We start from the raw sequence: 14,965 nt of genomic DNA on the forward strand, positions 1-14,965 counted from the left end.
ACGAATGATGCATAAACGGCTCGCATTCATCGACACGCTGCGCGGCATTGCCGTGTTGTCGGTCCTGGTTCAGCATGTCTTCGAGATCATCGTCGAGAAGCACCCGACGGGTGCGTTTTATTGGCCGATCCACGATTTGTTCGGCTACTACATGAATTTTGGCCGGTTCGGCGTGGTGTTGTTCTTCTTCGTCAGCGGCTTCGTCATTCCGTTCAGCTTCCCGGACAGCGCCACGCCCGTGCGGGATTTTTCGATCAGTCGCTTCTTCCGGCTCTACCCGGCCTACTGGACCTCGCTCGTGGTCGGGCTCGTGACGATGCAGCTGCTGGATTCGAAGATCTATCCGCTGGGGCAGATCGCCGCGAACGTGACGATGTTGCAGACCTTCGTGAACGTCCCGAACCTCTGGGTGTTCTATTGGACACTGGCGATCGAGCTGCTGTTCTACGCCGGGTGCACCATCCTCTTTGCGATGGGGCTGCTGAACCGGCGCTTCACGGCGGTGACGATCGTCGTTGCGGCCGCGCTGGTCGGAACCACCGCTGCGCTCCTGGTGGAGAACAGGGCCGTCTCCTCGGTGATGGAGGTCGGGCTGAACCTGTCGGCGATGTTCCTGGGCAAGATCATCCGCGACACCATCATCGGCGGAAAGCTGCGATGGTCCCACGTGGCGGTCTGCACGCTCTTGTATGCGATCTTCGCCATCACCCTGGCCGACAGGCGGTTCGGAGGCGTGTACCACGAGAATTTCTTCTACAGCTATTCGATCGCAGCGGCCTATGTTTGCGCGGCGCTCGTCTTCATCGGCTTTGCCGTGTTCGGCGAGAGAATGGCGTGGCGCCCGATGGCGTTCGTCGGCGTGATCAGCTATTCGGTCTACCTGATGTCGCCGTTCGTGATCGTCTTCATCCATCGCCTCCTCTGGTTCGGCGACGGGCCGCTCGGATGGTCGATCTTCTTGACCCTGATCTTGGCGTTGTCGATCCTCGTCAGCTGGATGACGTTTACATTCGTCGAAAAGCCCAGCATCGCCTTCGGACAAAGGTTCCGCTCGGCACGGAGAAAGAAGGTCGTTCTCGAGCCTGCCCTCAGTACCCAGGGCGCTGCGGAATGAGTAAAGCGCTGCACCAGCCGGGCGCCGCCTACGACGGATCGTTCGTTCCCTCGGTCCAGGGGCTTCGGGGGATTGCCGCGCTGAGTGTGCTGATGGATCATTTCTACGACATGCCGAAGGGAGGCATGTACGACATCCCGGATCCCGGCTTCCTGCCGCCGCTCTGGCTCTGGCTGCAATCGGTGATCAATGTCGGCGGGCATGGCGTCGAGCTGTTCTTCATGATCAGCGGCTTCCTGATCCCGGCGAGCCTGGTGCGGCACGGCTCGCTGCCGCGGTTCTTTTTCGACCGCGTCCTGCGCATCATGCCGGTGTTCGTCGTCCTGCATCTTGCGCTGTTCGCGATCGGTCCGATCGTCGGCTACAAGTTCTTCCGTGGAATCGACCTGACCAGCTATCTCGGGATTTTCGCGGCCAATCTGTTCTTCGTGCAGGATGCGCTTGGCTTGCCCATTGCCCAGCAGAACGCCTGGACACTGACCTATGAGTGGGCGTTCTACATCTGGTTCGCAGCGACGTTTTCGATGCTGCGCATCGGAGGCAGGATGCTGGCTGCGCCCCTGATCCTGCTCGGTATCGCGTGCCTGCTGCATTGGCCGATCACGGCCTTCTTCTGCATCGGCATGCTATTCAGCGCCACCGGCTTTCGGATCCCGATTCCGGGGCGTCTCGGCCTGGTTGCGGGCTTGGCTTGCGGAGCCGCCATGTATGCGAGCCTGGTGCTGTTTCACCCGTTCGTGGGGCTTCTTCCCGGATTCCTGCTGTTCGGCATGGTGCTTGCCCCGGAGTCGGGCCTCGGCAGGGCTCTGAGCGCCCCGGCCCTGCAATATGTCGGCAAGATCAGCTACAGCCTCTATCTCGTGCATCCCTTCGTGCTCTTCCCGTTGCAGGTGATCGGCCTGAAGCTGGTCGCCGCCGGCGTCGATCGCTGGCTGCTGTGGGCCGCCTTCATCGGACTCGGGCTGGTGATGTCATTGGTCGCAAGCGCGATCAGTTATGAGCTGATCGAGGTCAGGCTGAGGCGCCTGCTGGACGGCGCGATCCGCGGCATGTTCTTTCGACCGCTGAAGGTCGGGCAATCGGTTTGAGCGACCGCGTGCCCGTCGCAGTCAGCTCACGGTACGGCCGGCGAGCTTGTGATAGGACCCCAGCAGCTGTTCGGCGATGCGATCCCAGTTCAGGAGGCCGGCCGCGGTCTGCCGTGCGCCATCCGTCAATGTCGCGGCAAGCGGCTTCGAGGTCAGCACGTGTTCGAGTGCATCGGCCAATGCAGTGGCATCCCCTGGAGGAACCAGCAGCCCATTGACGCCGTCGGTGACGACGTCGGGAATGCCACCGGTGGCGCTGGCAACGACGGGACGAGAATTGCCGTAAGCGGAGGCGAGCACGCCGCTCTGCGTTGCATCCTTGTAGGGCAAGGCGACCACGGTGGCGGATTGAAACAGCTGTCCGGTGTCCGCAGGCGAAATGTAGGCGTTGATGGTCTTGACCGTCGGCATCGTTTCCATCCGCGCGCCGAGCCGTGTCATCTCGGGGCCGCGACCGGCGACGATTGCCTCGTGCGCCACACCACGCTTGGCCAACATGTCGATCGCATCGATAAAGACGTCGAGGCCCTTGTAGGCCCACATCCGCCCAAAAAACAGGATGCGTGCAGCCTCGGGCGCGGTGACCGCACCTCGGGCCGGTGGAACCATGAGCACGCCGTGCATGCTGGAGACCGTTCCGCCCTTGAAGTCGGGCGAGGCGCGACGAAAATCGGCAATACAGCTTTCGCCATGCGTGGTGACGATCGACGCGGCGGCACGCATGCGCCCGCGCCATGCGTCCTCGCGCGGCGAGGTGCCGGAGCCGCCTTCCGAATGCGGGATAGCATCGTGAACGGTCAGCACCAGGGGAATGCCGAGTGGTCGAAGGAACTGAATCAGCTTGGACGTGTAGATCTCCGGAACTTCGTGACAATGAACGACGTCCGGACGAAACGAAATTATGTCGAAGAAAGAGGCCGGGATGCCGATCGCGCCGCCGCGGCGCAGGCTCAAATCGCGAACCCGGGTCTCGAAGGGAGCTGCCACGGCGATGTCGGCCAGTTCCCATTGCTGGTTAGCGTCCTTGCGGTTGAGCACGAGCCTGACGTCGCAATGGTGAGCCAATCCCGAAGCGAGCCGGTAGGAATATTCCGCAAAATGCGGCGCGTAGATCGCTACACGCAAGCGCCTGGAATTGGGGATAGAACGCGGGGCCGGCGAATTCATCAAGGCATCCATTTTGCATCACATCGCAGAGAGCGATTGGAGTGTAGTCCACGATTTGAACTCACTTCCACTCTAAATCGGAATCGGTGGCGCTCATCTGATTGCCATCACTCCGTCGTATTGTAGCGAGCAATCAGTCGCCGTTGTGAGCGGCGACAAGCGGTGGCGTGTCATCATCATTGCCGCGTCGTCTGGATCGGAATTGGGTCGAATTGTTGATGAACGTCACTCGAGGCAGGCAACATCAGGTCGTGGTGGCGCTGTTTTGGTCGCTCGCACAGAATTGGGGCGGCCGCGCATTGTCGTTCGTGCTGTTCCTGGTATTGGCGCGGCTGCTCGATCCCGCCGATTTCGGTCTTGCGGCGCTGGTCGCCTTCATCCTGCTGCTTTTGAGCTCCATCGCGGAATTCGGCTTCGGTGATGCGTTGATCCAGCGGCGGACGCTCGAGCCCGCCGATGTGACGCTGCCGTTCTTCTGCTCGTTTGCAGCCTCAGTGCTCCTGGCCGTTCTGATCGCATTGCTCGCGACACATATCGAGCGTTGGTTCGACGTGAAGGGGCTCGCGCCCCTGCTGACGGCCGCCAGTCTCTCGCTTCCGATCGGCACCGCGACCCTGTTCCAGGAGGCGCTCTACAAGCGCCAGATGGATTTTCGGGTGCTCGCGGTCAGGACCATGGTGGCGACAGCCATCTCCGGCGTCGTGGGGATCGCCTGTGCTTATGCCGGGTTTGGCGCCCTCAGCCTCGTGATCCAGGTGGTCGTACAGAGCGCGATCAGCGGCTTGTGGCTCTGGAGCCAGCCGCGATGGCTGCCGATGCGCGGCTACGATCTGAAGAGCTTTCGCGAGCTCTCCGGCTACAGCATCCACGTCATGCTGAACAGGCTGCTGGACTTCGCCATCGTTCGGACGATCGACATGATCATCCTGTCGCTCTATGGCGTCGCGGCGCTCGGCATCTACACGGTCGGCGCGAGGGTCTACATCATCCTGATGCAGTTGCTCACCCAGGCGGTCATGGATGTGGCGCTGAGCGCTTTGTCCAAGATCGCGCACGAGCGGGATCGCATCGCTGGCGCTTATCTGCGCAGCGTCAGTCTCGGCGCGCTGATCGGATCTCCGGTCTTCGTGCTGCTCGCGGCGATCGCGCCGGAATTCTCGCTGCTGCTGTTTGGCGCAAAGTGGGGTGGCAGCGAGGCGGTGATGCGGCCGCTGATGCTGATTGGCGCAGTCCAGACGGTGCAGTTCGTCAACAGCGCCTATTTTGGTGCTCTGGGCAAACCGAACTACGTCTTTCTGCTCAACATCCTGAAATTCTGTACGGTCGTGCCGGCAATGTTCCTGCTTCCCTCGCGCGACATTGGTCAACTGGCCACGATCTTCGCATTCTCGCAGCTCGTGGTGACCCCCGTCACGTTTGCGCTGGCGCTTCGGCTGCTGGGCTTGAGCTGGAGCCAGTTTCTGCGTCCCATTGCGGGCTGCCTTTGTGCCATCGTTCTGGCTTACGGCGCGGTCGTGCTGTGCCGGGAGGCGACGCCGGGCATGAATCCCTATTTGCGGATTGGACTGCTGGCATCCTGTTTTGGCGCGACCTATTTGACGGGCATTCTGCTGTTCTGGCGGAAGCAGCTCCTTTCCCTGATTGATTTCGTCGTGAAGCGCGGTGCGACCGCTTGATGAAGACGAGGAGGATGTCGTGAAGCAACTGATCCCGGTGCCAGTACGCAGGCAGCTCCGAGGCTGGCTTAACAGCGCCAAGAATACGCCGTTGGCGCTGGACCTGCTCGAGCTGCGCAGGTGGCAGATCGCCCGGAGAGACGTCGGGGGCAACGTCGCGCCCCGCAACGATCCGCGCCGGCTCGTCGTGCTGCCCTCCGATCCCTGGAGCGTTCGTCAATCGCGCGGCGATGAGGCGATGATCGAAGCGGCCACCGGGGAGGTGAAGCGGACCTATCCGAACCTCGAGGTCTACATCGTTACCGCGACGCCAACGGCCAGTGCGGACGTGCGCGCGATGGGTTTCAAGCCGCTCGAACTCTGGCGACAGCCGTTCTCATACGAGACGGTCGCGCAGGAGCTGTCGCTCACCAGGCCGGATTTCGGGCTGGTTTTGGGGGCCGACGTGCTCGATGGCTACTATTCTCCGGTGGATGCCGCGCGCATGCTGCTCGTGGCCGATCTGATGGCTGCGTTCGGCGCCAAGGTCAGCGTGCTCGGCTTCAGTTTCAATTCCCGGCCGGCGAAGGCGCTACGCGAGGTGTTCCGACTGCTTGACCCGGGCGTGGTCCTCAATCTGCGTGATGCGATATCTCTTCAGCGTTTCGACGATTTTGCACGGAAACGCGCCCATCTGGTCGCTGACGCGGCGTTCATGCTGACGCCGCGGGCGGATACGGCCGCAGTGAAGCAGATCGCGGCCACGATCGCGCGACAACGCGAGCAGGGTCGCAAGGTCTTCGTCTTCAACATTCATCCGATGCTGTTCAAGAAGCCGGAGCCGGCCAAGATGCGGCAAATGATCGAGCTCGCGGCCGGTGCCATGGAGCGGCTGTCTCGCGAGCACAATGCAAGCTGGCTGTTGCTCGCGCATGACTACCGCCCCGAGATCGCCGACGACAACTGCCTTCGGCCGCTGGTTGACCGCCTGAAGCCCACGCTCGGCGATCACGTGCATCACGTTGATCAGGCGCTATCGGCGGGCGAGATCAAGGCCGTTGTCGGTCTGGTCGACGGCGTGATCACCGGCCGCATGCATCTGGCGATTGCGGCGCTGGGGCAGGGAACGCCTGTCGCAGCGATTACATATCAGGACAAGTTCCAGGGCCTGTTCGCGCACTTTGGCGTCAGCGAATCGCTGCTGCTGTCGCCGGCCCAGTTCCTGGTCGACGACAGCTTTGAGAAGTTTGCGCTGCAGTTCCTTGGCACACACGAAGCCGTCGGCGAGAAGGTACGTCAGATGCTGCCGGATGTCATGGAGCTGTCCCGCGCCAACATCGCACCGCTGCTGGGCGAGAGCGCGATGCGGGCGGTGCAGGAGGCCGGCGGCAAGGTCGCCTGAGCGCCCTCATGTCGCCGGCAGGCGTCAGTTGACCGCCCGCTCGGTGTTGTCAAAGCGCACGGAGGTGTCGGCTGCGGCCACCTTGCGCGAGGAGGTGACACCAATGTCGGCCCAGCGGTTGATGAAGCGCCGCGCCGGATTTTCGAAATAGGCGTAGGTGCGGTCTGCGATGACGGTCAGGACCGCACAGCATGCCAGGGCGAAGAGGCCGAACTGATCAGGACGCAGTCCGAGCCAGGTCCACAGCGGCTTGAACACGGCAATGAGGACGGCATCGTGCAGCATGTAGATCGCATATGAGGTGTTGCCGAGCCGTCCAAGCAGGCGGGCGCCCGGAAACTCCTTGAAGGCGCTTTCTCCGACCGCAGTGAGCAGGATGGCACAGGAGAACAGCACAATGGCCAGATCCGGCTTGGCGAAGACGTTGAGGACGAGCACGGAGAGGCCGAACGTGCCGATGCCGGCGAAGATCATCCGCTTGTGCCGATAGGGATGCGACATCCGGAATAGTATGGCGAGCAGGATACCGTTCAGGAAGCTCGGCAGTGCGCGGAGCATCCCGTAATCGAAATTGGCGCCATACATCTGCGACCGTTCCTGCCAGATCGGCAGATGGCCGTGGGCAAGGACCAGATAGAGCGCGGCCACGATCGCGCCGAGCACGATCGGTTGCACCTTGCGGGCAAGCAGCATCAGCAGCGGAAAGATCAGATAGCAGAAGAACTCCGCGCTGATCGACCAGGACGGCGAATTGAAGCTGAGATGGTCGGTGACGCCCCAAGCCTGGAGCAGCAGAAGATTGTACAGGAAGTCCAGTGGGGTCGAGCGGGCCGTGCGCTCCAGGCCGACGCCGATGAGCACCACGAAAATGAGCAAGCTCAGCAGGTGCAGCGGATAGATTCGCGCAATGCGCCGGATCATGAACCGGGAATAGGCCACCACGCCACGTGCGTCGGACGGGTAGGAATAGGAGATCACGAAGCCGGACAGGATGAAGAACATGTCCACGAACAGGCCGTAGGACCCGTTCCACGCCGGCGAAATGCCCGTGTCGATCAGCTTCAGGTGGAAGATGAAGACCCCGAGCGCAGCGACGAAGCGGTAGAAGTCGAGAACGACAAAACGTCTTGCTTCACTGACTTCCATCGGGCCTCGGTGTCCTTGCGCGGTTCGTCTCGCTTCTAGAGACGAATTGTGACGCAAGTTCGCTGGGGAGCGGCGGAGGTGGCGTGATCGCGGATCGGTCAGCCTCGAGTTCCTCGAGATCATCTTGCCAGGGAAGTGAACGTCTTCATCGGTGCAAACTCTGCCTCTTGATGAGGCAGGCGCCTGATGAGCGGGCCGGGACCTTGGCTGGTCCCGGCCCGTATCAACATTGAAGCTTCGTCAGTGCGCCGTGCTCAGACGAACAAGAAATCGTGGCTCGTCAGGCTGCTGACATAGACGTTCTTCAGCAGGATCGAATCATTGGCCGAGAACGTGATCAGCGCGTTCGTGCCGGACTGCGTGATCTGCAGGTGACTGTAGTCAGCGGCCAGGAGCTTCGAGATCTGGACCACGTCGTGGGTTGTGCCGTCACCGGCCTGGAAGTTGAGGATCTGGTCCTGGCCATGATCATAGGCGACCGTGGTCGAGTTTGGCGCGGCCGAGAACACGTCATTGCCGGCCCCGCCCTGGATCGTCACGCCGCCGGCGACAGCCGTGACATTGTGCGTGCCGTCGGCCTTGGTCTGATCGAAGAATTGCAGCGCGCTGGCGGAGTTGTAGTTCTCGTGCTGCGTCGTCCCGGTCTGTCCGTTGAAGTTGAACAGGAAGACGTCCTTCGAGCCGTCGGTGTTGTTGGCGATCTCCTGGGTCTTGGTGCCGGCGCTGTTGTAGATGTCGGTCAGCTTGCTGCCGTCGTCATGGATGACCTGGGTATAGTCCAGGGTGCCGTCGGCGTGCGTCCGGGTGAGCTCGACCATCTTGCCCGAGGCATCGAGGTGCTGATGCTGGGTCGTATAGGACTGCCCGGTGATGTTATAGTTCCAGTTGTCGGATGTGCCGTCGGCGTTCTTGATGTAGGCAGCGCTCTTCACGCCGCCGGTATAGACGGTCGTGGAGTTGTAACCGTCGCTCTTGCTCGTGACCTCGCTGGTGATGACGCCGTTGGCGTCGTACCAGTCGGAGGTCTTGGTGCCGTCGGCGCTCTGCACCAGCGTGAAGGCCAGGCTGTTGTCCGCGTGGGTGCGAACGATATCGGTGAGGAAGCCGGTCGAATCGTAGCTGTCGTGCTCGTTCGTGTAGTTCTGGCCGACGACGTTGAACTGAAAGACGTCCTTCGACCCGTCAGCGTGGTAGTCGGTTTCCGTCTTCTTGACCCCTGATGCATCGTAGTTGGTGACCACGCTGCTGCCGTCGCCATTGATGACTTGGGTATAGTCGAGCGAGTTGTCGGCATGCCAGCGGGTTACCTCGGTCGTCTGGCCGGATGGATCGAGGTGCTGGTACTGCGTAGTATAGCTCTGCCCGGTGATGTTGTAGCTGTAATTGTCGTGACTCATGTCCGCGTTGGTGATGTAAGCCGCGGTCTTCACGCCATTGGTGTACACCGTTGTCGAGTTGTAACCGCTCGGCTTCTGGACGACCTCGCTGGTGAGCACGCCGCTGGCGTCGTACCAGTCTGTGGTCTTGGCCCCATCGGCGCTCTGCACCAGCTTGAACGCCATGCTGCCGTCGGCGTGCTTGCGAATCAGCGTGGTGAGGAAGCCGGTCGCATCGTAGATGTCGTGTTCGGTCGTGTAGGTCTGGCCGGTGATGTTGAAGAGGAAAACGTCCTTGCTGCCATCGGCGTGATAGTCGGTTTCCTTGGTGCGCGTTCCCGCGGTATCATAATTGGTGACGACGCTGCTGCCGTCGCCGTTGATCACCTGGGTATAGTCGAGCGTGCCGTCGGCATGCTTTCGGGTGACGGCGGTGACCTTGCCGGACGGATCGACGTGCTGGATCAGCGTGGTGTAGCTCTGGCCGGTGATGCCGTAGGCATAATTGTCCTGGCTGCCGTCGGCGTTCTTGACATAGGCGTTGGTCTTGACCCCGTTGCTGTAGAGCGTAGTCGAGGAGAAGCCGTCGGCCTTCTGGATCACCTCGCTGGTGAGGCTGCCGGCGGCATTGTACCAATCGGTCGTCTTGGTGCCGTCGGTCGTCTGAGTGAGCTTGAAGGCGAGGCTGCCGTCGGTGTGCAGGCGGGTCAGGCTGGTGAGAAAGCCGGTGGTGCTGTAAACGTCGTGCTCGGTCGCGTAGTTCTGGCCCGTGATGTTGTAGGTCCAGACATCCTTGCTGTGGTCGGCATGATAGGCGGTCTCGACCATCTTGACGCCGGTGGCGCTATAGGTGGTGATCACGCTGCTGCCGTCGACGTTGTAGACCTGCGTCGATTCCAGCGAGCCGTCGGCATGGCTGCGGGTCACCGAGGTGACCTTTCCCGAGGCGTCGAGATGCTGCACCTGGGTGGTGAAGCTCTTGCCCGTGATGCCGTAGGTGTAGTTGTCCTGCGAGCCATCGGCATTCTTGACGTAGGCGGCCGTCTTCACGCCGTTCGTATAGAGCGTCGTGGAGTAATAGCCGTCGGACTTCTGGACGACTTCGCTCAGAAGGGTTCCGGCCGTGTTGTAGGTGTCGGTGGTCCTGGTTGCGTCGGTGCCGACGTGAACGAATTTCGTCATCACGCCGCCGGTGTAGCTGATCAGGTCCTTGGACCCATCGGTGTAGGCGACGGTGGTCGAGGTCGGCTGTCCGCTCGCATTCAGGCCAGTGTCCGACTTCGACACAAGCGTTCCGCTGGCGTTATAAGTCTTGGTGTTGCTCCAGGTCGCGGCCGAGTTCGTCACCGAGAACGAGTATCCGCCCTGGATCTTGGAGAGGGCGCTGCCGTAATGGGCGATCATGTAGTCCATGGTCGCCTTCGAGGCGACCGGCAGGACGTGGGAGTCGGTCAGCGTGATGGTCTTTAGCGCCGTCGAGTCGCTGAGGTCGGACAGTTGGGGCACGATCTCGGCAGCGGTGCCGCTGACACTGGTCCTCGTGTCCGGCGGAGTCGTGGTGGTCGGAGGCGCGTCGATCTCGATGATCAGCGGGTGATCGCTGACCGGGATCGTGATCGTGCTGACGTCGGTATAGCTGGCGATCGCCGTGGTTCCCGTCAGGGTGTCGTACACTTTCACCGAATGATGCACCCCGCCGAGGTTTACCGTGACGGTCTCGGTCGGATTGGAAATCTCGGTGTCGTTGGCGTCCTTCCAGAGCTTCGGCTCCGCCCAAACGACGAGCTCGTAAGCGCCGTTGCTCTTGCCGAGCACCATGCTGTTGCCTGTGGCCGGCATGTTGCTCAGGGTGTAGTTCAACGGATCAGTCGGCTGCAGGCCGCCCTTGCCGTCGTCGGCCAGAATGGTCGTCAGGTTGTGAATGGCGGTGGCGGCGAGCTTCGGCGTCCCGTCGGAATTGAACAGCCCGAAATTGGCTTCGGGATTGGTATTGCCGGCGGAGGAGTCGCGGTCGAACAGCTCGTAGAGATAAGTCGCGCTCACGCCGGCCTTGTAGGCGTCGACCAGGGTGTTCAGGATTGATTTGGCCTGCACCGTCTCGTTGACGCCGAGATATTGGGTGTTGGCTTGCGTGGTGTAGCCGGTCTCGGTGATGACGACCGGCTTGCCTGGTGCCGCGGTCATCACGGCGCTCAGGGTTTCCGCAATGGAGCTGCTGGTTGTCAGGCTGGTGCTGACATAGGCATGGGCGTTGGCGTAGTCGACCGAGCCCGACATGTTGCCGAGCTGGCTGTAGCCCTGCGGATCGTTGTAGGCCAGTGACAGATTATAGACGGGGATGCTGCCGAGCGCGGCGTTGGCGTTGACGGCCTGATAGAGTGCGCTCTGGAACTGAGCTGCGGCGGTAAGGCTCGAGCTGCCGTGGTAGCTGAAGGGCTGGTGATTGGCCTCGTTGAGCCCTTCGATGGCGCTGATGCTGCCCGGGTGGCTCGTGGCGAACTTCTGGAGCGAGGCGATGTAGTTCTGCAACCCGGTTGTGCCGGTCTGGGGCAGCGCGGACGATACCAGGAAGTCGAATTTGTAGCCGGCAGCGGCCAGACCCTCGACGACGGGTTGCGCGGCCGGGCTGGTCCCCATGGCGTCGCGGAGATGGGTGACGCCGAGATACTCGAGGTCATCGGCCATCAGCGCGAGATTGTTGTAGCCGGTCCAGCCGAAGCCGGCGTGCGTGTTGACGCCGATGGAGCTGATGAAGCCGCTGGCGGACAAGATGGTTTGATCGGACATTGCACACTCGATTTCAGCGCGAACGAAATTGCTCGCAGGGATTGCGTTCAAGCTTCTCTGTCGAGTGTGAATTTCAGATAAAAATGGAAGCTACAAATCGCGAGCGAAACGAGGTTCCTTGTCCAGGAACAGACGCGCTCGGTTGCAGCAGAATATGAATGCGATGCCGGTTCAGCATGGCGTCAGGAAGGCGCTTTCAAGGTTTTCGCGAATTGCGCTGCTGAATGAATGCGCAGGCTGCGCGATTTGGATTTCATATGACAGATTTTGAACGAGTGATCGGCGCGCTCGCGGTGCGCGAGGTCGTCAAAGAGCAGCAAGACATTTTCTCGCTGTCCGTCGTTCGAGGTATCTTCGTCTCATTCCCTCGTGCAGCCCGCGCTTGCCTGCACGGGACGTTCGCAGATGCCCTTTCCATGGGCGATTAAATCGATCAATTTGCTCGCAATGGTTGTGATTGCTCAGAGATGGTGCAGCGTTCGCTGCTGAAGCAGCCCAAGATGATAAAGGCAGGCGGGTTCCGCATCGGAACCGGATTGGCTTTGCCGACCGCCCTGCGACCAATTATCCGCGGCGGGCCAGCATCAGAAAGTCTCCGCGCCATCCGATGACCGCCGTCGCAATCGCGGCGATGACGATCTTGCCGGCGAGCCATGCCGCGGGCTCTGTCGGTATCGAGCCGAGCGATCCGATCAGGATTGCGGTCACCCCCGCCTGCATGACCAACGGCCAGCGCGGGAGCGCCTCAAACCGCAGGGTAGGACCGAGCGCGACCAGTATGGTCGCGAGCGTGGCGAGCGCAGCGCAGTTGACAGCCCCTCGCGGCGACAGGCCGGCCGACACTGCGACCAGGGCGAAGGACACGACGAGGGCGAGCTGGCCGGCCGCGACGACGACGAGCCTGGTCGCCAGCTTCTCGAGGTGGGGAACGACAGCGATCGTCGCCTGCAGATGGGTGTGCAGGAAATAGAAAGCCGCGACCGTCGGCGCCGTCTCCAGAAAGCCATCCAGGCTCGCCTGCGGCACCAGGATACGGGCTGCATCTGGAATGAATCCAATGAGACCACCGAGCAGCACGAGGGTGGTGCAGATCATGAATTCGAACATCCGCCGCGCCGACTGCACCGATTTCGCGCTGCCTCCGTGTTCGAAGTCGTTGACCAATTCGGGATAGCTCACGGTATGGATCGCGGCATTGAGGACCCAGAAGGGACGTTGCAGGAGGTCGAGCGCGATCGAAAATCCAGCCCCGGCTCCGGTCGCGCCGAGCCGGCCGAGGACGATGACGCGGAGCAGCACCGGCACCGACAGATGGATGACGGACGCGCCCGCCGCGAGCATGCCGTAGCGGGAGAAGTCCTTCCAGTCGGCCAGCATCGCCTGCAACGAGACGCGCTCCATCGGCGTGCGATAGGCGACCAAGCCGGCGAGAAGGCCGAAGGCGTGACCCGAGGCAATACCGAGCAGCGCCGCTTCGGCCGTTCCCGAGATCATTGCGCCCGCGGCGGCTCCGATCAGGAGGGCGGTGGCCCGCAGCGCAAGCAGAAAGGATGCGATGCCCAGCCGGTCGGACAGGCGGACCGACAGGAAGTAGAGGTCCGTCAAGCCCTGAAGCACGGATATGCCGAGGCCCAACGCGACGATCCCGGTCGGGAGCACGCTGGCCAGAGACGCGCAGCTCCCGACCACGACGAGCGCGGCCGCGCTCGACAGGCCCGCGGCAAACAGCGACCACCTCAGCCGCGCCGCCTCGTTCTCCCTGGCTGCCGCCAGAAACCGCAGTCCGGCCAGTTGCAGCCACTCGAACATCAGGACGCAGAGCAATTGGCTCGAGGCCAGCGCGAGGGAAAAGTTGGTGTAGTCGGCGGCGGGCAGCAGATGGCTGATCGCGAAGATCAGGATGATCGCCGCGGCGCTCTGGTAGACATAGCCCGCCATCGCGAGGAGGCGTGTCATCGCGGAATGAGGCGCTCCTTGCCGACGATTGCCGATCCCTGTGGCGCTTCGGTCGTTGCTGCGCGCACGTGCGACATCCGCTGCTCGCGCAATTGCTCATACAGGTTCTTGTATGAAGACAGCACGTCGGAGAATATCCATTTGTTGGTATCGGCGATAAGGCGCCGGCTGATCTCGTCGATCTTGTGCGGATCGGCTGCGATCGCGAGCATGCTCCTGGCCAGCGATTGCGGATCGGCTTCGGTCAGCCAGCCCGTGATGCCGTGCTCGATGACCTCGGGCATGCCGCCGAAGCGCGTTCCCAGCAGCGGCCTGCCCGCCGCCTTGGCATCGGCGACGACCAGCGGACCGGGGTCGTGCCAGATGGATGGCGCGACCACCACGTCGACCTGCTTGTAGAAATCGTCCGGCGCCACGAAGCCCATGAACTCTATTCGCGCATCCGGCGCGAGCATCCTCAGGCGTCGCTGTTCCTCGTCGCTGACCCGGCCGGCGATCATCATGCGGATGCGATCCCGGGGCAGCAGGGTCAGAGCACGCATCAGGTTATCGATGCCCTTTTCCTCCGTGAGGCGGCCGATGAACCCGAACGTCACTTCCGTGGTGCAGGTGGGGCGGGGATAGGGCGCGTGCGGCGGCTCGGTCGAGGCGTTGCGGATCACGGTGCGGATCGGCGTCTCCGAGAACATGCCCATGTCGGTATGAATGGACAGGACGCGCTCGCTCACGCCGACCACGGCGCTGAGCCAATGCGTGGCGCGCCTGCGATGAAAGGTCAGAATTCCGCAGCTCGTGCAGGTGTGCTCGCAGGACCGTCCGTTCTCGAAGCGCGAGCATCGTGGGCAAGTCAGATAATAGTCGTGAAGCGTATGGAGCACGGGGACCCCGAGCTGGGCGGCAACGCGCCAGACCGCGGTGGTGAGACCCGACAGATTGTTGGAATGCAGCACGTCCGGCTTGAAGGCCCGGATGCGTTCCGCGATCAGGGGGGCCTGCATCTGCCAGTCGTCGACCGCATGCCAGATGCTGCGCAATACGACGTTCTTCTGCTCCGTGAAGGGCAGATACACGTTCCGCACCGGCGCGGAATAGACGTTGATGCCGTCGCAGGTTTCCGGACCCTGCCCGGGCGTGGATGCGGCCCGGATCACTTCCACCTCGTCGCCGCGTTGCACCAGCCCTTCGGCGAAGCGTCGGGCGAAGATCTCCGCGCCGCCGACGATCTTTGGGGCCTGAGGCGTCGGATAAAGCGTGGACGTCAAAAGAACTTTCAT

10 protein-coding genes are annotated in these 14,965 nt (G+C 62.1%); 5 read left to right on the top strand and 5 right to left on the bottom strand.

The window, feature by feature from the left end; all coding sequences use genetic code 11:
• Nucleotides 1-4: 4 nt before the first annotated feature.
• Both AABA86_RS25655 and AABA86_RS25660 read left to right on the top strand, forming a co-directional pair.
• A complete protein-coding gene (locus tag AABA86_RS25655; RefSeq protein ID WP_246550443.1) occupies nt 5-1,114 on the top strand; it encodes an acyltransferase family protein in 1,110 nt (369 codons plus the stop codon).
• Nucleotides 1,111-2,202 (top strand): acyltransferase family protein, encoded by a 1,092-nt coding sequence (locus tag AABA86_RS25660; protein WP_212249184.1) that lies wholly within the window; start codon nt 1,111-1,113, stop codon nt 2,200-2,202. Before AABA86_RS25655 ends, AABA86_RS25660 begins: the two co-directional genes overlap by 4 nt.
• 21 nt (nt 2,203-2,223) lie before the next feature.
• Here AABA86_RS25660 and AABA86_RS25665 read toward each other — a convergent pair whose 3' ends face one another.
• On the bottom strand, nt 2,224-3,369 hold the full coding sequence (locus AABA86_RS25665; protein WP_338308852.1) for a glycosyltransferase family 4 protein: 1,146 nt from the start codon (nt 3,367-3,369) through the stop codon (nt 2,224-2,226).
• A 218-nt stretch (nt 3,370-3,587) separates the two neighbouring features.
• On the opposite strand from AABA86_RS25665, the gene AABA86_RS25670 reads away from it, so the two are divergent.
• Nucleotides 3,588-5,045, top strand: a complete 1,458-nt coding sequence (locus AABA86_RS25670; protein ID WP_212249186.1) for a lipopolysaccharide biosynthesis protein — start codon at nt 3,588-3,590, stop codon at nt 5,043-5,045.
• A gap of 19 nt (nt 5,046-5,064) precedes the next feature.
• Nucleotides 5,065-6,426, top strand: a complete 1,362-nt coding sequence (locus AABA86_RS25675; RefSeq protein ID WP_338308853.1) for a polysaccharide pyruvyl transferase family protein — start codon at nt 5,065-5,067, stop codon at nt 6,424-6,426.
• Between the two features lie 24 nt (nt 6,427-6,450).
• On the opposite strand, the gene AABA86_RS25680 is transcribed toward AABA86_RS25675, so the two are convergent.
• Both AABA86_RS25680 and AABA86_RS25685 read right to left on the bottom strand, forming a co-directional pair.
• Nucleotides 6,451-7,572, bottom strand: coding sequence for an acyltransferase family protein (locus AABA86_RS25680; RefSeq protein ID WP_338308854.1), 1,122 nt, complete (start codon nt 7,570-7,572; stop codon nt 6,451-6,453).
• Between the two features lie 254 nt (nt 7,573-7,826).
• Nucleotides 7,827-11,735, bottom strand: coding sequence for an RHS repeat protein (locus AABA86_RS25685; RefSeq protein WP_338308855.1), 3,909 nt, complete (start codon nt 11,733-11,735; stop codon nt 7,827-7,829).
• Between the two features lie 257 nt (nt 11,736-11,992).
• On the opposite strand from AABA86_RS25685, the gene AABA86_RS25690 reads away from it, so the two are divergent.
• Nucleotides 11,993-12,163, top strand: coding sequence for a hypothetical protein (locus tag AABA86_RS25690; RefSeq protein WP_338308856.1), 171 nt, complete (start codon nt 11,993-11,995; stop codon nt 12,161-12,163).
• 136 nt (nt 12,164-12,299) lie between these two features.
• Here AABA86_RS25690 and AABA86_RS25695 read toward each other — a convergent pair whose 3' ends face one another.
• Both AABA86_RS25695 and AABA86_RS25700 read right to left on the bottom strand, forming a co-directional pair.
• On the bottom strand, nt 12,300-13,691 hold the full coding sequence (locus AABA86_RS25695) for a hypothetical protein (protein WP_338308857.1): 1,392 nt from the start codon (nt 13,689-13,691) through the stop codon (nt 12,300-12,302).
• Nucleotides 13,688-14,965, bottom strand: coding sequence for a glycosyltransferase family 4 protein (locus AABA86_RS25700; RefSeq protein WP_338308858.1), 1,278 nt, complete (start codon nt 14,963-14,965; stop codon nt 13,688-13,690). Before AABA86_RS25700 ends, AABA86_RS25695 begins: the two co-directional genes overlap by 4 nt.

Origin of the sequence: Bradyrhizobium sp. TM233, from assembly GCF_036247965.1 — a bacterium.
In the GTDB taxonomy this organism is placed as follows: Bacteria; Pseudomonadota; Alphaproteobacteria; order Rhizobiales; family Xanthobacteraceae; genus Bradyrhizobium; species Bradyrhizobium ottawaense.